This is a genomic window from Streptomyces sp. NPDC025651 (assembly GCF_055558735.1).
The window spans coordinates 1,218,227-1,235,995 of the sequence record NZ_JBVHLZ010000001.1 but is presented as its reverse complement, the minus strand read 5'-3'; the positions used below and the strand labels follow the sequence as shown (position 1 = coordinate 1,235,995).

Here is a 17,769-nt window from a genome sequence, read left to right as displayed (position 1 = left end):
GCGCCGCGGGTCACTCCGAAGGGTGGGACGGCGCGCCGCCGAGCGCTTTCTGACGGGGGGTCGGGCGCCCTCCGGCTCGGCGGAATCCGTGGGTCCGCGGCTGCGGGCCTGTTGTGGCTGATCACGCAGTTCCCCGCGCCCCTTCGGGGCGCTCCTGCGGGGCGGGGCGGGATGCGGACGCCTTAGCGTTGACGGCGTGTCCTACTTCGATGCCGCTTCCTCCGCTCCCCTTCATCCCGTTGCCCGGCAGGCGCTGCAGGCCTCGCTCGACGAGGGGTGGGCCGATCCCGCGCGGCTGTATCGCGAGGGGCGGCGGGCCCGGCTGCTGCTCGACGCCGCGCGGGAGGCGGCCGCCGAGGCGGTGGGGTGCCGGCCCGACGAGCTCGTGTTCACCTCGTCGGGCACCCGTGCCGTGCACTCCGGGATCGGCGGGGCGCTGGCCGGGCGGCGGCGCGTCGGACGCCACCTGATCGTGTCAGCCGTCGAACACTCGTCGGTGCTCCATTCGGCCGAGGCCCACGAGGCCGACGGCGGGACGGTGACCGACGTGGCGGTGGACCGGGGCGGGGCGGTGACCCCTCAGGCGTACGCGGACGCGCTGCGCGAGGACACCGCGCTCGCCTGCCTGCAGTCCGCCAACCACGAGGTGGGCACCGAGCAGCCGGTCGCCGAGGTGGCCGCGGTCTGCCGTGCCGCCGGGGTGCCGCTCCTCGTGGACGCCGCGCAGTCGCTGGCCTGGGGTCCGGTCGAAGGGGACTGGTCGCTGCTGACGGGGAGTGCCCACAAATGGGGCGGCCCCGCGGGAGTCGGGCTTCTCGTCGTACGCAAGGGAGTGCGCTTCGCCGTTCAAGGCCCGGTCGACGAGCGGGAGTCCGGGCGGGCCGCCGGCTTCGAGAACATTCCGGCGGTCGTCGCGGCCGCCGCCTCGCTGCGGGCGGTGCGGGCCGAGGCCGCCGCGGAGGGCGCGCGGCTGCGGGAGCTGACGGAGCGGATCAGGGCGCGGGTGCCCGGGCTCGTGCCGGACGTGGAGGTGGTGGGCGATCCGGTGCGGCGGCTGCCGCATCTGGTCACCTTCTCCTGTCTCTATGTCGACGGGGAGACGGTGCTGCACAAGCTGGACCGGGCGGGGTTCTCCGTCTCGTCCGGCTCGTCGTGCACCAGCTCGACGCTGACGCCGAGCCATGTGCTGCGGGCCATGGGCGTGGTGAGCGAGGGCAACGTACGGGTCTCGCTGCCGACGGGGACCGAGGAGGCGGAGGTCGAGCGGTTCCTCGACGTGCTGCCGGGGATCGTGCGGGGCGTGCGGGAGACCCTGGGCGCCCCGGTCGCGGGCGGGAGCGGGCAGGCGGAGGCCGTGACCGTCGACGCGCTCGGGATGAGCTGCCCGCTGCCGGTCATCGAGCTGGCCAAGGCGATCGGGCGGGTGCGGGTGGGCGGCACCGTCACCGTGCTCGCCGACGACGAGGTCGCGGCGGTGGACATCCCCGCGTGGTGCTGGACGCAGCAGCACACGTACGTGGGTGAGCGGCCGGCGGACCACGGCGCCGCCTATGTGGTCCGCCGGAGCTCGTGACCCCTAGGACAGGTGCGGCCGGACCTCGGCGGCGGCCTCGTGGCCGTACGCCTTGGTGAAGCGCTCCATGAAGTTGCTGCGCTGCAGCTCGTACTCCTGCGTGCCGACGGTCTCGATCACCAGGGTGGCGAGCATGCAGCCGACCTGGGCCGCGCGCTCCAGACCGACGCCCCAGGACAGGCCCGAGAGGAAGCCCGCGCGGAACGCGTCGCCGACGCCGGTCGGCTCGACCTTCGCCTCTTCCTCGGGGACGCCGACCTCGATCGGGTCCTGGCCCGCGGACTCGATGCGGACGCCGCGCGAGCCGAGGGTCGTCACGCGGTGGCCGACCTTGGAAAGGATCTCGGCGTCGGTCCAGCCGGTCTTGGACTCGATGAGCCCCTTCTCGTACTCGTTGGAGAAGAGGTACGTCGCGCCCTCCAGGAGGGTGCGGATCTCGTCGCCGCCCATGCGGGCGATCTGCTGGGAGAAGTCGGCGGCGAAGGGGATCCCGCGGGTGCGGCACTCCTCGGTGTGACGGAGCATCGCCTCGGGGTCGTCGGCGCCGATCAGGACGAGGTCGAGGCCGCCCACGCGCTCGGCGACCGTCTGGAGCTCGATCAGCCGGGCCTCGCTCATCGCGCCCGTGTAGAAGGAGCCGATCTGGTTGTGGTCGGCGTCCGTGGTGCACACGAAGCGGGCCGTGTGCAGCGTCTCGGAGATGCGGACGGAGGCGGTGTCCACACCGTGCCGGTCCAGCCAGGCGCGGTACTCGTCGAAGTCGTCGCCCGCGGCGCCGACCAGGATCGGGGTGCCGCCGAGCTGGCCCATGCCGAAGCAGATGTTGGGGGCGACACCTCCCCTGCGGACGTCGAGGGCGTCGACCAGGAAGGAGAGGGAGACCGTGTGCAGCTGATCCGCGACCAACTGGTCGGCGAAACGGCCGGGGAAGGTCATCAGGTGGTCGGTAGCGATGGAGCCGGTGACTGCGATACGCACGGCTGGATGCTCCTGGAGGAAAGGCGAGGAGTTGACAGTTCACGCTACCGGGTCGAGACCCCGCCTCTGAAGTGGCAAAACTACCCGATAGTAGGTCTTTTTTCGTCGAGGGCCGGATGCGTACGGTGCCGTTATGACCGTTATCCCGAAGGATGTCGCCATGAAGCGTCCTGTCGCCCTCCCCGTCGAGACCCCGGAGAGCATGGAGACGCTGCGCGGGGACTGCGCCCGCATGGCACCGCACTGGGCGGTGCCCGCCGCGGCCGCGACCGTCCCCGTGCCGCCCTCGCTCATCCACGGGATCACCGTCCCGCCTTCTTCCGCGCGACTGATCGACGGAATGTCTGAATACGGAGACTGAGGGAGGCCGGTTCCGGGCCCTGGCGCGCGTTCAGGGAACCGTGCGCTCCCCCGCTGCGTCCCATCGCCGTCCCCCGTAAAGGGGAACTGAGATACGACGAAGCCCACCTGTGGGTTTCCAGGGACAGCAGTGCAGTCGAAGGAGCGATGCGGTGAGCACCGAGCGATCCGTTCATGAGGCGGCCGAGCCGCCGCGGCGGCGGTCCCGCCTGGCCGTCGCCTCGGTCGCGGCCACCGTGCTGCTGATCGGCGGCGGTGGCGCGTACTTCGCGACGACCGCGTCCGGCGGTGGCGACGGCGGCAGCGACGGGGCCCCCGCGGGGGACGGCGGCGCTCCGCCGCCGCTCGCCCTGGACGGCCACACGGGCGGGGACCGGCAGGGCGGCGGCAGCGACGGCGGCAACGGCATCGCGCCGGGCGAGCCGGACCCGAACGGCGCCAGGTACAAGGCGACCGGTGAGCTGCCCGACGGCCCCGGCTCGGCCCCCGTGTACCAGGCGCGCGGCGAGGTCACCGCGGCCGAAGTGACCAGGCTGGCCAAGGCACTTGGTGTCAGCGGGACGCCGACGTCACGGAACGGCGCCTGGAAGGTGGGCCCGGACAAGGACGGCTCGGGCCCCTCCCTCGAGGTGAACAAGCAGGCGCCCGGCACCTGGACGTACACGCGGCACGGCGCGGGCGGCACCGACAACTGCCCCAAGGGCAAGCCCTGTTCGAGCACGGGCACCGCGCCGAACGGCGACGCGGACGACGCCGTGGGCGAGCAGGCCGCCAAGGACGCCGCGGCGCCGGTCCTGAAGGCGCTCGGCCAGGACGACGCGAAGCTGGACGCGGACCAGCTCATGGGCGCCGTACGGGTGGTGAACGCCGACCCGGTGATCGGCGGCCTGCCGACGTACGGCTGGTCGACCGGCATCCAGGTCGGCTCGGACGGCGAAGTGGTCGGCGGCAGCGGCCGGTTGAAGGCGCCGGAGAAGGGCGCGACGTACCCGGTGATCGGCGCCCAGGAGACCCTGGACCGGCTGAACTCGACCGCGGGCGACGGCCGCGTCGGCATCGGTGGCTGCGCGACCCCGGTGCCGCACGCCGACGACAGCACGAAGACGGAGGGCGGCAGCGGATCGAAGCAGGCGCCCTGCGAGCCGTCGTCCGCGACGCCGAAGCCGCGGCCGGTCGCCGTCAGCGGGGCCACGTTCGGGCTCGCGACGCACTTCGTGGACGGCAGGCAGACCCTCGTACCGTCCTGGCTGTTCGAGGTGAAGCCGCAGGGCGCGCAGGACACGTTCACGGTGACGCACCCGGCGGTCGCCCCCAAGTACCTGACGTCGCCCAGCGATCCGGGCACGCCCACGGAGCCCACCGAGAAGCCGGGGGACGGGACGGACGGCGGCGGCAAGGGCGACACGAGCGAGGCGGGCGTCGAGTCCTACAGCGCCGACGGCACCTCACTGACCCTGCACTTCTGGGGCGGCGTGTGCAGTGACTACTCCGCCTCCGCGAGCGAGGACGGCGACACCGTGACGGTCACGGTCACCGAGAAGCGGAAGAAGGACGAGGTCTGCGTCCTGATCGCCGAGGAGCTCTCCGAGACGGTCACCCTGGACAAGCCGCTCGGCGACCGCAAGGTCGTGAACGCGGCGGGCGGCGAGACCGTCCCGCGGAAGTAGCGGCAAGGGCGGCCGGCAAGACGCAGCAGCAGCCGACAGCGCGTATGACGAAGGCGGCGGCCCCCTGGAGCTTCAGGGGGCCGCCGCCTTCGTCGTACGCGTACCTACAGGCTCAGCTGAAGGAGTCGCCGCAGGCGCAGGAGCCGGTGGCGTTCGGGTTGTCGATCGTGAAGCCCTGCTTCTCGATGGTGTCCACGAAGTCGATGGAGGCACCGCCCAGGTAGGGAGCGCTCATCCGGTCCGTGACGACCTTCACGCCGTCGAAGTCCTTGACGACGTCGCCGTCGAGCGAGCGCTCGTCGAAGAACAGCTGGTAACGCAGGCCCGAGCAGCCGCCGGGCTGAACGGCGACGCGCAGCGCCAGGTCGTCCCGGCCCTCCTGCTCCAGCAGGCCCTTCACCTTGGCCGCGGCGGCGTCCGACAGGAGGATGCCGTCGCTCACGGTGGTGGTCTCGTCCGATACGGACATCTGCTTCTCTCCCGGGTTGTACGGAGACTGCTTGCCGACGGTTGCAACCGGCGGGGCCGCGGATTCATTCCGGGCCGAGCGCTTACGTCTTACCCCTTCATGCTCGCACATGGCGCAGCGAGGGACACCGGACCATCGGACGGGGAATTCGTCACATCGACACTATGGCCATCGTCAAACTGACACGAAGCGGTTATGATAGATAACGTCAATTAGACGAAAAGGATCGTCTGCAGATTTAGAAAGGGTGCGTGTTGTGACCACCGCCCAGTCCCCCGTGGACCGCGTGAACCTCGATGTTCAGCCCACGCCCCTCGCCCTGCTGCTGCTCGGCCGCGAGGCCGACCCCAGGAGCGAGCGCGGCGTGGAGTGCCCCGGCGATCTGCCGTCCCCGTCCGACCCCGACCTCGTGGAGCGCGCCCGCGCCGCCAAGGAGAAGCTCGGGGACAAGGTCTTCGTGCTGGGCCACCACTACCAGCGCGACGAGGTCATCCAGTTCGCGGACGTCACCGGCGACTCCTTCAAGCTGGCCCGCGACGCGGCCGCGCGGCCGGACGCGGAGTACATCGTCTTCTGCGGCGTGCACTTCATGGCCGAGTCCGCGGACATCCTGACGACGGACGACCAGAAGGTCGTGCTCCCCGACCTGGCCGCCGGCTGCTCGATGGCCGACATGGCCACCGCCGAGCAGGTCGCCGAGTGCTGGGACGTGCTGACCGAGGCCGGGATCGCCGAGCAGGTCGTGCCCGTCTCGTACATGAACTCCTCGGCCGACATCAAGGCGTTCACGGGCAAGCACGGCGGCACCATCTGCACGTCGTCCAACGCCAAGCGGGCCCTGGAGTGGGCCTTCGAACAGGGCGAGAAGATCCTGTTCCTGCCGGACCAGCACCTGGGCCGCAACACCGCCGTGCGCGACATGGGCATGTCCCTGGACGACTGCGTCGTCTACAACCCGCACAAGCCGAACGGCGGCCTGACCGCCGAGCAGCTGCGCGACGCCAAGATGATCCTGTGGCGCGGCCACTGCTCGGTGCACGGGCGCTTCTCGCTGGAGAGCGTGGAGGACGTGCGGGCCCGCATCCCCGGCGTGAACGTCCTGGTGCACCCCGAGTGCAAGCACGAGGTCGTGGCCGCGGCCGACTACGTGGGCTCGACCGAGCACATCATCAAGACCCTGGAGGCGGCGCCCGCCGGGTCCAAGTGGGCCATCGGGACCGAGCTGAACCTCGTACGCCGTCTGGCGAACCGCTTCGCCGCCGAGAACAAGGAGATCGTCTTCCTCGACAAGACGGTCTGCTTCTGCTCGACCATGAACCGGATCGACCTGCCGCACCTGGTCTGGACCCTGGAGTCCCTCGCCGAGGGCACCCTCGTCAACCAGATCGAGGTGGACCGGGAGACCGAGCAGTTCGCGAAGCTGGCGCTGGAGCGGATGCTGGCGCTTCCGTAGGCACGCCTTTCCGCCGTGTAAGGGGCGCCCGCCATTGCGGGTGCCCCTTACGGCGTTCTAGGCTCCTCACGCGCGTCGAACTCCTCGCGCGCATCCAGTGCTCCGCGCACTTCTCCCGGCACTCGTCCGGACCCTCCCCCCTTCTTCTGTGCCCGCTCATCCGGCTGCCCAGGAGGGTCCCCGCGCCATGCCCCGTCCCCTGCTCACCGCCGCGCTCGCGCTGCTGTCGTTCGTCGGTCCGCTGTCGACCGACATGTATCTGCCCGCCTTCCCGCGGATGGCCCGGGAGTTGGGCACCGACGCCTCGGGGGTGCAGCTCACGCTCACCGCGTTCCTGGTCGGCATGGCGGTGGGACATCTCGTCTTCGGGCCGCTGTCCGACCGGTACGGCAGGCGCGGACCGCTGCTCGCGGGCGCCGCCGTGTGCACCGTGGGGACCGCGCTGTGTGCCGTCGCGCCCTCGTGGGGGTGGCTGGTGGCGCTGCGGTTCCTGACCGGGTTCAGCGGGGCCGCGGGGGTGGTGATCAGCCGGGCCGTGATCGCCGACGTGGTCCAAGGGGCCGCCGCCGCGCGGCTGTTCGGGGTGCTGATGACGCTGGCCGGGATCGCGCCGGTCCTCGCGCCGCCGGCGGGCGGGGCCGTGATCGGGGGTGCCGGCGGGTGGCGGGGCGTGTTCTGGGTGCTCGCCGGGGTGTCGCTGATCGTGACGCTGGGCGTCGTGGTGGGCGTGCCGGAGAGCCTGCCGAGGGAGCGGCGGCACGCGGGTGGGGTGCGGCGGGCGGTCGCCTCGGTGCGGGAGGTCGTGGGCGACCGGGCGTACGTGGGGTACACGCTCGCCTTCACCTTCGGGTTCGGGATGCTCTTCTGCTACGCCGCCGGGTCGCCGTTCCTGCTGCAGAACGTCCTGGGGATGGGCGTCGGAGTGTCGTCCTTCGCCTTCTCCGCGGGGGCGGTCTTCGTGGCGGTGTCCAGTGCGGTGGGGGCGCGGCTCGTGGGGCGGATCGCCCCTGAAGTGCTGCTTCGGGGTGGGCTGTCGGCGATGCTGGGCGGGTCGTGCGTGCTGTTGCTGCTCGCGGTGGGCGGGCTGTTGACGGTCTTCGTCTGTCTGCCGTTGCTGGCCGTGGTGTGCGGGGGGTTCGGGCTTGTGGTGGCGAACTCGGCGGCGTTGGCGCTGGCGCGGGTGCCGGGGGCCTCCGGCGGGGTGGCGTCGGCGGTTCTCGGCACGGCGCAGAGTGGGCTCGGTGCGGTGGTGGCGCCTCTTGTGGGGCTGGGCGGGGAGGGCACCGCGGTGCCGCTGTTCTGCGGGATGGCCTGCTGCAGCGGGGTTGCGGTGCTTTCCCTTCGGATGTGCGTACGACGACGGGGTGCTCCTCTGGACGAGGAGCACCCCGTGGTGTGAGTGACGGCGGCGGGTTCTAGACCTTCGCCGGTTCCGCCTCCTGGGCGTCCGCCTGCGGCGGGACACCCGCCTTCTTCGCCCGCTTCGCCGCCTTCTTCTTGGCCCGGCGGTCCTTGCGGAGTTCCACCATCGCGTACAGCGTCGGGACGAGGAGGAGCGTCAGGAGCGTCGACGTGATCAGGCCGCCGATCACCACCACCGCGAGCGGCTGGGCGATGAAGCCGCCCTCGCCCGTGATGCCCAGGGCCATCGGGAGGAGCGCGAAGATCGTCGCCAGGGCCGTCATGAGGATCGGGCGGAGGCGGTGGCGGCCGCCCTCGATGACCGCCTCGACGATGCCGTACCCCTGCCTGCGGTACTGGTTGATGAGGTCGATCAGCACGATCGCGTTGGTGACCACGATGCCGATGAGCATCAGCATGCCGATCATCGCAGGGACGCCCATCGGGGTGTCCGTGGCGATGAGCAGGCCGATCGCGCCCGTCGCCGCGAACGGGATGGAGACCAGCAGGATCAGCGGCTGGACCAGCGAGCGGAAGGTCGCGACCAGCAGCATGAAGACGATCGCGATCGCCGCGAGCATCGCCAGGCCCAGGGACGCGAACGCCTCGTCCTGGTCCTCGGAGACACCGCCGATGGACGCCGTGGCGCCGTCCGGCAGCTTCAGCGCGTCCAGCTTCTTGGTGAGGTCCGCGCTGACCGCGCCCGTGTTGTCGCCGGTCGGCTTCGCCGTGATCGTCGCGGACCGCGCGCCGTCGATCCGGGTCATCGAGACCGGGCCGTCGACCAGCTTCACGTCGGCGATGTCACCGAGCCTCACGCCGGGGCCGAGCGTCAGCTTCTTCAGCTCGTCCAGGGTCCTCGCCGGCTTCGCCGACTTGATCACGACGTCGCGCTCGGTGTCGTCGAGGGTCGCCTTGCCGCTGGTGGTGCCGCGCACCGCCTGGGCGACGGCCTGGCCGAGGGTGGTCTCGTCGAACCCGGCCTCCGCCGCCTTGGAGTTGGCCTTGACCGAGATGCGCGGGACGCTCTGCGAGAGGTCGCTCTGGACGTCGGTGACGTCGTCGAGCCTTGCGACCTCGTCGCGCACCTGGTCGGACGCCTTGCGCAGCACGTCCGCGTCGGCGGCCTTCACCACGACGCTCAGGTCCTGGCTGCCGAAGCCGTCACCGGCGGAGACCTTGGTCTGGCCGATGCCCGAGAGCTCGGCGAGCTCCTTCTCGACCCGGTCCTGCGTCTTCTCGTACGACGCCTTGTCCTTGAGGGTCAGCGTGTACGAGGCCTGGTTGGTGTCCGTGGATCCGCCGAAGGCGGCCATGAAGCCGGACGAGCCGACCGTGACCTGGTAGTCCTTGATCTCGTCGATGCCGGAGAGCATCTTCTCGATCTTCTTCGCCGAGGCGTTCGACGCCGCCAGGCTGGTGCCGGGCTTCAACTCCTGCTTGATGGAAAGGACTTCCTGCTCGCCCTGGTCGAAGAAGTTGGTCTTCAGCAGGGGGGCCATGCCGAAGGTGCCGACCAGGATCACGATCGCGATGCCGAGGCTGGTGAGGCGGCGCCGCGTCGCGAAGCGCAGGACGGGGACGTACAGCCGCTGGAGCCTGCTGCGGGTCTCCTTCTCCTCGGCCTTGCGGCGGGCCTCCTCCGGGTCGACGCCCTGGATCGACTTGGGGGCGCGCAGGAACCAGTACGAGAGGACCGGCACGACCGTCAGCGAGACGAGGAGGGACGCGAGCAGCGCCGCCGTCACCGTCAGCGAGAACGAGCCGAAGAGCTCGCCCACCATGCCGCCGACCAGACCGATCGGCAGGAACACCGCGACGGTCGTCAGGGTCGAGGACGTCACGGCGCCCGCGACCTCGCGCACCGCCTTGAGGATCGCCTCCTGGCGCTCCTCGCCGTAGCCGAGGTGGCGCTTGATGTTCTCCAGGACCACGATCGAGTCGTCGACGACGCGGCCGATCGCGATGGTCAGCGCGCCGAGCGTGAGCATGTTCAGGGAGAGGTCGCGGGTCCACAGCACGATCAGGGCCAGGACGACCGAGAGCGGGATGGAGACCGCGGTCACCAGCGTCGAGCGGATCGACGCCAGGAAGACCAGGATGACGAGGACCGCGAAGACGAGGCCGAGCGCGCCCTCGGTGGTGAGGCCCTCGATGGACTTGGAGACCGCGGGGCCCTGGTCGCTCGCGATCGTCAGCTCGGCGCCCGACCCCAGGTCCTTGCGGAGTTCGGGCAGCTTGTCCTTGACCGCGTCGGAGATGGCGACGGCACTGCCGTCGTGGTCCATCGTGACCGCGACGGCGAGGCTGGGCTCGCCGTTGGTGCGGGTGATGGACGTCGCGTCCGACTCCTTCTGCGCGACCGTGGCGACGTCGCCGAGGCGCACCGGCTTGCCCGGCCGGTCGCCCGGCCCGGCCTCGGGCGTGACCCGCAGCTCCTCGATCTGCTTGAGCGAGGTGTAGCCGCCGCCGACCTGCACGGTGCGGTTCTTGCCGTCCTCGTCGAAGGAGCCGGCCGGCAGCGTGGCGCCGCCCGCCTGGAGCGCCTTGCCGAGCGCGGCCGGGGTCAGGCCCGCCTTCGCCAGCTTCGCGTCGTCCGGGGTGACGTCGACCTGGAGGTCGCGCACGCCGTCGACGGTGACCTGGCCGACGCCGTCGATGTCCTTCAGGGCGGGGACGACGGTGCGGTCGAGCTGGTCGGCGAGGGCCTGCTGGTCCTTGTCGGAGGTGACGGACAGGACGACGGTCGGGATGTCGTCCGTGGAGCCCGCGATGACCTGCGGGTCCACGTCGTCCGGCAGTTGGGCGCGGGAGCGGTTCACGGCCTGCTGGACATCGGCGACGAGCTGCTTGGAGCCGTTGCCGTAGTCGAACTGGGCCATGATCACGGCGTTGCCCTCGCTCGCCGTGGAGGTGATGCCGGTGATTCCGTCGACCGCCTCGATGTTGTCCTCGAGCGGCTCGACGACCTGCTTCTCGACCACATCGGGGGACGCGCCCTGGTACGGGGCGAGCACCGACACCATGGGCAGCTCGATGGAGGGCAGCAGCTGCTGCTTGAGCTGCGGTATCGCGATGGCGCCGAAGACGATCGCGATGATCGACATCAGCCCTATGAGCGCCCGTTGGGCAAGGCTGAATCGGGACAGCCAGGACATGGTGGTCTCTCTCTGTGGCGTACGCGGCAGGGGTGGCGGACGGCATCGGACGGCGCCGGAAGACGGGTGCCTCCGGCGAGCGCTCGTTCGCCCCTCACACCATCAGCCATGGGCAACGCCCGCCGCCTCACTCCCAGGACCCTTTCTTGTGCCGCGCGTACTGCGGGCGCAGTACGCCGCCCCTCGCGTCACTCCACCCTTGGACGTACCAGGCCCGATTCGTACGCAATGACCACGAGTTGAGCCCTGTCGCGTGCGCCGAGCTTCGCCATCGCGCGGTTCACATGGGTCTTCACGGTGAGCGGGCTGACCTCGAGGCGCTCGGCGATCTCGTCGTTCGAGTGGCCGCCCGCGACCTGTACGAGGACCTCGCGCTCGCGGCCGGTGAGCGCCTCGAGCCGCTCGCCGCGCGGCGTGGACCCGCCGTCCGAACCCTCGCCCTGCGCAAGGAACTTGGCGATCAGGCCCTTGGTGGCCACCGGGGAGAGCAGCGCCTCGCCGGCCGCCGCGATGCGGATGGCGCCGAGCAGTTCGTCGGGCTCGGCGCCCTTGCCGAGGAACCCGGAGGCGCCCGCGCGCAGCGACTGCACCACGTACTCGTCGACCTCGAAGGTCGTCAGCATCACCACGCGTACGTGGGCGAGGGCTGGGTCGGCACTGATCATGCGGGTGGCGGCGAGTCCGTCCGTGCCGGGCATGCGGATGTCCATCAGGACCACGTCGGCCCGCTCGGACTTGGCGAGCCTGACCGCCTCCGCCCCGTCGGACGCCTCGCCGACCACCTCCATGTCGGACTCGGAGTCGACGAGCACCTTGAACGCGCTGCGCAGCAAGGCCTGGTCGTCGGCGAGCAGTACCCGGATCGTCACGCGGTCCCTCCCTTTGCCGTGGTGACGGGCAGGATCGCATGGACGCGGAAACCGCCGCCGTAGCGGGGCCCTGCCGAGCAGCTGCCGCCGAGGGCGGTGACGCGCTCGCGCATGCCGATCAGGCCGTGGCCGCCGCCGTCGGTGTTCTCGTCGCCGCCGGGCCTGTCGCCGGGCTTGCCGTCGGGGTTCCTGTCGCCGGGGTCCTTGTCGTGGCCGGGGCCGTCGTCGATGACGGTGACCTCCACGTTCGGGCCCACGCGGACGACGCTCACCTCGGCCTTGGCGCCCGGCCCCGCGTGCTTGCGCACATTGGTGAGCGCCTCCTGGATGATCCGGAACGCGGCGAGGTCGGCGGCCGCGGGCAGGTCGAGGCCGATCTGGCCGAGCGCCACCTCCACGGGCAGGCCCGCGTTGCGGAACGTCTCGACGAGCTCGTCCAGGCGGTGCAGTCCCGGCGCCGGTTCGGTGGGCGCCTCGGGGTCGCCGGTCTGCCGCAACAGGCCGACGGTGGCGCGGAGTTCGTTGAGTGCGGAGCGGCTCGCGTCGCGTACGTGCGCGAGGGCTTCCTTGGCCTGGTCGGGCCGCTTGTCCATGACGTGCGCGGCGACGCCGGCCTGCACGTTGACCAGGGCGATGTGGTGGGCGACCACGTCGTGCAGATCGCGGGCGATCCGAAGCCGCTCCTCGGCGACGCGGCGCCGGGCCTCTTCCTCCCTGGTGCGCTCCGCACGCTCGGCGCGCTCCCTTATGGCGCTCACGAAGGCGCGGCGGCTGCGCACGGCGTCGCCCGCGGCGGCGGCCATGCCGGTCCAGGCGAAGATGCCGAGGTTCTCCTGGGCGTACCAGGGCAGGGGGCCCCGGAGCATCGCGACGCCGGTGAGGACGGCCATGGTGACCAGGCCGATCCGCCAGGTCGTGGAGCGGTCGGTGGTGGCGGCGACGGTGAACAGCGCGATGACCGCGCACATCACGACGGGGGCGCGGGGGCCACCGGTGAGCAGCTCGGCGAGGGAAGCGGCGCAGGTCGCCGCGAGGACGGACCAGGGGGCGCGGCGGCGGAAGACCAGGGCGAGGGCGCCGAGCCCCATGAGGAGGAGGCTCGGGGCGTCGGGGGTGCGGGTGCCCCAGGTGGGACCGTGCTCTCCGTAGGGCTCGGCGAAGGAGCCGACGACCATGCAGACGAGGACGAGGGAGGCGAGCGCCGCGTCCACCGCCAGCGGGTGTGTTCTGGCCCAGCCGCGGCCTCGCAGGAGAGTGGTCACCGCTCAACGGTACGGGGCCTTGGCGGGGGCCTGAACCGTTGGTTGGTACTCGGGGGCTTCGGTTCCGGGGGCGGGAGGGGCTTCGGTTTTCGGCTGCCGGTTCGACGTGGCTCGTCGCGCCCACGCGGCGGAGCCGCCTATGTCACAGCCCCGCACCCCTTTCAGGGGCGCCCCGACCCGGGATCAGGCCCCGCACCCCGGGGCCAGAAACCCACTACCCCGGGATCAAGCCGTCGTCGCTCAGCATGTCCCGGACCTCGTCCAGGGTCGCGTCCGGGGACGGGAGGATCAGTTCCGAGGGTTCCAGGGCGTCGTCCGGGAGCGGGGTGCCGAGCTCCCGGACCTTGTCCAGGAGCGCGTGCAGCGTGCGGCGGAAGCCGGGTTCGTCGCCGCTCTCCATCTCCTCGAGCAGCTCGTCGTCCAGCTTGTTCAGTTCGGCGAAGTGGCTGTCCGCCAGCTTCACCTGCCCCTCCCCCATGATCCGTACGATCATGTCGTCCTCCTCGGGACGTGCGTAGGGCTACTGCTTGTCGAAGCGGGGGGTGTCCTGCGGCTGCTGCGGCTGGGACTGGCCCTGGCCGCCTTCGATCGCCTGCTGCCCGCTGCTGGATCCGCCCGCGAGCTCCGCCTTCATGCGCTGCAGTTCCAGCTCTACATCCGTACCACCGGAGAGGCGGTCCAGCTCGGCCTGGATGTCGTCCTTGGCCATGCCGGAGGAGTCGTCGAGGGCACCGGAGGCGAGCAGTTCGTCGATCGCGCCGGCCCGCGCCTGGAGCTGCGCGGTCTTGTCCTCGGCGCGCTGGATCGCCATGCCGACGTCGCCCATCTCCTCGGAGATGCCCGAGAAGGCCTCCCCGATGCGGGTCTGCGCCTGGGCGGCGGTGTACGTGGCCTTGATCGTCTCCTTCTTCGTGCGGAAGGCGTCGACCTTGGCCTGCAGGCGCTGGGCCGCGAGGGTGAGCTTCTCCTCCTCGCCCTGGAGCGTCTGGTGCTGCGTCTCCAGGTCCGTCACCTGCTGCTGGAGCGCGGCACGGCGGGACAGGGCCTCGCGGGCCAGGTCCTCACGGCCGAGCGCGAGCGCCTTGCGGCCCTGGTCCTCCAGGGTCGAGGACTGCTTCTGGAGCTGGCTCAGCTGCAGCTCGAGGCGCTTGCGGGAGGTCGCCACGTCGGCGACGCCGCGGCGCACCTTCTGCAGCAGCTCCAGCTGCTTCTGGTACGAGTAATCGAGGGTCTCGCGCGGGTCCTCGGCCCGGTCAAGGGCCTTGTTCGCCTTCGCGCGGAAGATCATCCCCATACGCTTCATGACACCGCTCATGGGCTTCGCGCGCCCCCTTCTGACGGACTTCCAGCTCCAGGTACTGCTCAGAACCCACAGTACGGGCCCTGCATCCATTACCGCACTGTTCGCGTGCGGATGCGCTCATCCCCAAGGACGACTGCGTCCGGCACCGCTCCGGCGTAAGGAGTAGGTGCACCCCTGTGAAGCGCCCCCGAAACAGCGGGCCCGGCATCGCCGGACCAGCCGCTTACCGCCTGCTACGTCCCCTTAGGCACATAAATCAAGACGCCCGGTGTTGCCGGATCGTTCCCCACTCCCCTGGGGTCCATGCCCCCGCACCCCGTACCCTTGGTTTTTGTGTTCCGTAGCCGATCCAAGGAAGAGAAGGCCCCGGCCGCGCAGGCGCCGGTGACCGACTCCAAGCAGCCCCGTGACCCGCAGGCCCCCAAGGGCCGCCCCACCCCCAAGCGCGCCATGGCCCAGTCGCAGCGCCGCAGCGTGACGAACACGCCGACGACGCGCAAGGAGGCCGCCAAGCGGCAGCGCGACGAGCGCCGTGCCCAGATGGCCAAGCAGCGCGAGGCGCTGGCCAGCGGCGACGAGCGGTACCTGCCCGCCCGCGACAAGGGCCCCGTGCGCAAGTTCGCCCGCGACTTCGTGGACTCGCGCTTCTGCGTCGCCGAGTTCTTCCTGCCGCTCGCGGTGATCATCCTCGTCCTGAGCATGGTCCGCGTCCCCCAGCTGCAGAACATCGCGCTGCTGCTCTGGCTCTTCGTGATCGTGCTGATCATCGTCGACTCGATCGCCACCGCGTTCCGCCTCAAGAAGCGCCTGAACGAGCGCTTCCCGAGCGACAGCAAGAAGGGCGCCGTCGCGTACGCCCTGATGCGTACGCTGCAGATGCGCCGCCTGCGTCTGCCGAAGCCGATGGTCAAGCGCGGAGAGCGGCCCTGAGCGGATTCTCCGGCGGGGCGGGGGCCTGGCTGTCGAAGCTGGGCGGCCTGCGCAACGTCGTACGCCAGGAACTGGTGGCCCGGCAGCTGGACGAGCAGATAGCCGCGCGCTTCCCCGTGGGGCAGCGACTGCGGGTGCTCGACGTCGGCATGGGCCAGGGCACGCAGGCGCTGCGGCTCGCCCGTGCCGGGCACAAGGTGACGGGGGTCGAGCAGGATCCCGACATGATCGCCGCCGCGCGCGCGGCGCTCGCCGAGGAGCCCGAGGGCATCCGGGGGCGGGTGCGGATCGTCGAGGGCGACGGACACCAGACCGGGGTGCACTTCCTGCCCGGCAGCTTCGACGTGGTGCTCTGCCACGGCGTACTGATGTACGTCGAGGAGCCCGACGCCCTGCTCGCCGGGCTCGCCCGGATGCTGGCGCCCGGCGGGCTGCTCTCCCTCCTGGTGCGCAACGGCGACGCGCTGGCCATGCGGCCCGGCCTCGCCGGGGACTGGGCGGGGGCGCTCGCCTCCTTCGACTCCGTCGCGTACCGCAACCGGATCGGGGTCGACGCCCGGGCGGACCGGCTCGACGCGTTGACCGCCACGCTGGCGGGGATCGCGGCGCCGTTGCAGGTCTGGTACGGGGTGCGGGTCTTCACGGACACGGTGGGGGACGATCCGGCGTTGCCGTCCGATGGGGAGCTCGAGGCCTTGCTCTCCGCGGAGGAGCGGGCCGGGCGCAGTGATCCTTATCGGCGGGTCGCCGCGCTTCTGCATCTGTGCGGGGTGCGGGCCTAGGCACCGCTTCGCGGCGCGTTCCCCGCGCCCGCCCACCCGTTTGCCCCGCGGCGCGAGCAGCACGCAGGGGCAAAACAGAGACTCGGGACATGAACCTCTCCCGTACCCGTGTCGTCTCCGTCGCTCTGGCCTCCGCTCTCTCCGCCGTCGCCCTCGTCGGCGGGTGTTCCTCCTCCGGGTCCGGTTCCGGTGGCTCCGACGGGGCCACCACGCAGGCCGCGCCCGCCGCCGCGAACGACCTGCAGGACGACTACCAGAAGGTGATCAAGGACGTCCTGCCGTCCGTCGTCCAGATCGACGCCGCCGACAGCCTCGGCTCCGGCGTCGTCTACGACGACAAGGGGCACATCGTCACCAACGCCCACGTCGTGGGCGACGAGAAGCGTTTCAAGGTCACCACCGCCACCGGCGAGCAGGCGCTCTCCGCCGAGCTGGTCGCCGCCTACCCCGAACAGGACCTCGCCGTCATCAAGCTCGGCGAGGTGCCCGGCGGGCTGAAGGCCGCGGCGTTCGGCGACTCCGCCAAGGCGGAGGTCGGGCAGATCGTGCTGGCCATGGGATCCCCGCTCGGCCTGTCGTCCAGCGTCACCCAGGGCATCGTGTCGGCCGTCGGGCGCACCGTCAGCGAGGGGCGCTCCGGCGGCGGGACCGGGGCCACCATCGCGAACATGGTGCAGACCTCGGCCGCGATCAACCCGGGCAACAGCGGGGGCGCACTCGTCGACCTCGACGGGCAGGTCATCGGCATCCCGACGCTCGCCGCGACCGACCCCGACATGGGCGACAGCGCCGCGCCCGGCATCGGCTTCGCCATCCCGTCCTCCATGGTGAAGACCGTCGCCGACCAGATCATCAAGGACGGCAAGGTCACCGACTCGGGCCGGGCCGCGCTCGACATCACCGGACGCACCGTCCTCGGCGACGACTACCGGCCCGCGGGCGTGGCCGTCGCCGAGGCCCCGAAGGACGGCGCCGCCGCCCAGGCGGGGATCGAGGCCGGCGACATCATCACCAAGGTCGGGGACGACGAGATCACCACCATCAACTCCCTCTCCGAGGTGCTCGCCTCCGAGAAGCCGGGCCAGAAGGTCCAGGTCACGTACGTACGCGACGGGAACGAGAAGACCGCGGACGTCACGCTCGGCGAGATGTAGCCGGGCGCGTGCGACATGCGGACACGCGAAAGGGGTGGTGGCCGGGATTCCGGCCACCACCCCTCGCACGCTCGACGCGCTCGCTACGCCGACGCGTCCTCCGCGTCCGCGTGCAGGCTCATCGGGCCGTAGATCTTGTTGGTGTCCTCGAAGAGGGTCACCTGGTCGGCACCGCCCTCGGCCAGCGCCTTCCAGTACTCACCGACCCAGGACTCCGCGTCGCCCTGTGTGGTGAACTCCTCGGGCTGCACCGCGGGCTGGACCTCCGTCCCGTCCGCCTTCTCGAACCGCCACGTCCATGCCGCCATGTCAGCCTCCCGAAGGTCCCTTCGCGGCCCTGAGAACCGCCTGAATCCGCTTGAAGCCTAGCCGGGCGCGCGGCGCTGGACCCGACGCGGGAGGATCTTCGT

16 protein-coding genes are annotated in these 17,769 nt (G+C 71.2%); 8 read left to right on the top strand and 8 right to left on the bottom strand.

The window, feature by feature from the left end; translation table 11 throughout:
• The first annotated feature begins 196 nt into the window (after positions 1–196).
• Positions 197–1,573 carry an aminotransferase class V-fold PLP-dependent enzyme gene (locus ACZ4D5_RS05750; protein ID WP_467771057.1) on the top strand — a complete coding sequence of 459 codons (1,377 nt, stop codon included), beginning with the start codon at positions 197–199 and terminating at the stop codon, positions 1,571–1,573.
• Between the two features lie 3 nt (positions 1,574–1,576).
• Here the strand turns inward: ACZ4D5_RS05750 and ACZ4D5_RS05745 are convergent, their stop codons facing one another.
• Positions 1,577–2,551 (bottom strand): carbohydrate kinase family protein, encoded by a 975-nt coding sequence (locus ACZ4D5_RS05745; RefSeq protein WP_467771056.1) that lies wholly within the window; start codon positions 2,549–2,551, stop codon positions 1,577–1,579.
• Between the two features lie 160 nt (positions 2,552–2,711).
• On the opposite strand from ACZ4D5_RS05745, the gene ACZ4D5_RS05740 reads away from it, so the two are divergent.
• Complete coding sequence (locus ACZ4D5_RS05740; protein WP_467771055.1) at positions 2,712–2,912, top strand: hypothetical protein; 201 nt, start codon at positions 2,712–2,714, stop codon at positions 2,910–2,912.
• Between the two features lie 151 nt (positions 2,913–3,063).
• The gene (locus ACZ4D5_RS05735) at positions 3,064–4,578 is read left to right on the top strand and encodes a hypothetical protein (RefSeq protein ID WP_467771054.1); all 1,515 of its coding nucleotides are present in this window, start codon (positions 3,064–3,066) and stop codon (positions 4,576–4,578) included.
• A gap of 112 nt (positions 4,579–4,690) precedes the next feature.
• Here ACZ4D5_RS05735 and ACZ4D5_RS05730 read toward each other — a convergent pair whose 3' ends face one another.
• The gene (locus tag ACZ4D5_RS05730) at positions 4,691–5,047 is read right to left on the bottom strand and encodes a HesB/IscA family protein (RefSeq protein WP_030933606.1); all 357 of its coding nucleotides are present in this window, start codon (positions 5,045–5,047) and stop codon (positions 4,691–4,693) included.
• A 247-nt stretch (positions 5,048–5,294) separates the two neighbouring features.
• Between ACZ4D5_RS05730 and nadA the strand changes: the two genes are divergently transcribed.
• On the top strand, positions 5,295–6,500 hold the full coding sequence (gene nadA, locus ACZ4D5_RS05725; protein WP_467771053.1) for a quinolinate synthase NadA: 1,206 nt from the start codon (positions 5,295–5,297) through the stop codon (positions 6,498–6,500).
• A gap of 187 nt (positions 6,501–6,687) precedes the next feature.
• On the top strand, positions 6,688–7,899 hold the full coding sequence (locus ACZ4D5_RS05720) for a multidrug effflux MFS transporter (protein ID WP_467771052.1): 1,212 nt from the start codon (positions 6,688–6,690) through the stop codon (positions 7,897–7,899).
• A 16-nt stretch (positions 7,900–7,915) separates the two neighbouring features.
• Here ACZ4D5_RS05720 and ACZ4D5_RS05715 read toward each other — a convergent pair whose 3' ends face one another.
• From ACZ4D5_RS05715 to ACZ4D5_RS05695, 5 genes are all read right to left on the bottom strand, one after another.
• The gene (locus ACZ4D5_RS05715; RefSeq protein ID WP_467771051.1) at positions 7,916–11,059 is read right to left on the bottom strand and encodes an efflux RND transporter permease subunit; all 3,144 of its coding nucleotides are present in this window, start codon (positions 11,057–11,059) and stop codon (positions 7,916–7,918) included.
• Positions 11,060–11,247: 188 nt separating this feature from the next.
• Positions 11,248–11,928, bottom strand: coding sequence for a response regulator (locus tag ACZ4D5_RS05710; RefSeq protein ID WP_467771050.1), 681 nt, complete (start codon positions 11,926–11,928; stop codon positions 11,248–11,250).
• Complete coding sequence (locus ACZ4D5_RS05705; protein ID WP_467771049.1) at positions 11,925–13,190, bottom strand: sensor histidine kinase; 1,266 nt, start codon at positions 13,188–13,190, stop codon at positions 11,925–11,927. Before ACZ4D5_RS05705 ends, ACZ4D5_RS05710 begins: the two co-directional genes overlap by 4 nt.
• 214 nt (positions 13,191–13,404) lie before the next feature.
• On the bottom strand, positions 13,405–13,683 hold the full coding sequence (pspAA, locus tag ACZ4D5_RS05700; protein WP_467771048.1) for a PspA-associated protein PspAA: 279 nt from the start codon (positions 13,681–13,683) through the stop codon (positions 13,405–13,407).
• 27 nt (positions 13,684–13,710) lie between these two features.
• A complete protein-coding gene (locus tag ACZ4D5_RS05695) occupies positions 13,711–14,505 on the bottom strand; it encodes a PspA/IM30 family protein (RefSeq protein WP_467771047.1) in 795 nt (264 codons plus the stop codon).
• 291 nt (positions 14,506–14,796) lie between these two features.
• On the opposite strand from ACZ4D5_RS05695, the gene ACZ4D5_RS05690 reads away from it, so the two are divergent.
• The 3 genes from ACZ4D5_RS05690 to ACZ4D5_RS05680 all read left to right on the top strand — a co-directional run bounded on the left by ACZ4D5_RS05690 (position 14,797) and on the right by ACZ4D5_RS05680 (position 17,359).
• Positions 14,797–15,423 (top strand): DUF3043 domain-containing protein, encoded by a 627-nt coding sequence (locus ACZ4D5_RS05690; protein WP_467771046.1) that lies wholly within the window; start codon positions 14,797–14,799, stop codon positions 15,421–15,423.
• A 74-nt stretch (positions 15,424–15,497) separates the two neighbouring features.
• Positions 15,498–16,205, top strand: coding sequence for a class I SAM-dependent methyltransferase (locus tag ACZ4D5_RS05685; RefSeq protein WP_467771045.1), 708 nt, complete (start codon positions 15,498–15,500; stop codon positions 16,203–16,205).
• A gap of 89 nt (positions 16,206–16,294) precedes the next feature.
• Positions 16,295–17,359, top strand: coding sequence for a S1C family serine protease (locus tag ACZ4D5_RS05680; RefSeq protein WP_467771044.1), 1,065 nt, complete (start codon positions 16,295–16,297; stop codon positions 17,357–17,359).
• An 83-nt stretch (positions 17,360–17,442) separates the two neighbouring features.
• On the opposite strand, the gene ACZ4D5_RS05675 is transcribed toward ACZ4D5_RS05680, so the two are convergent.
• Positions 17,443–17,667, bottom strand: coding sequence for a hypothetical protein (locus ACZ4D5_RS05675; RefSeq protein WP_467771043.1), 225 nt, complete (start codon positions 17,665–17,667; stop codon positions 17,443–17,445).
• Positions 17,668–17,769: the final 102 nt, after the last annotated feature.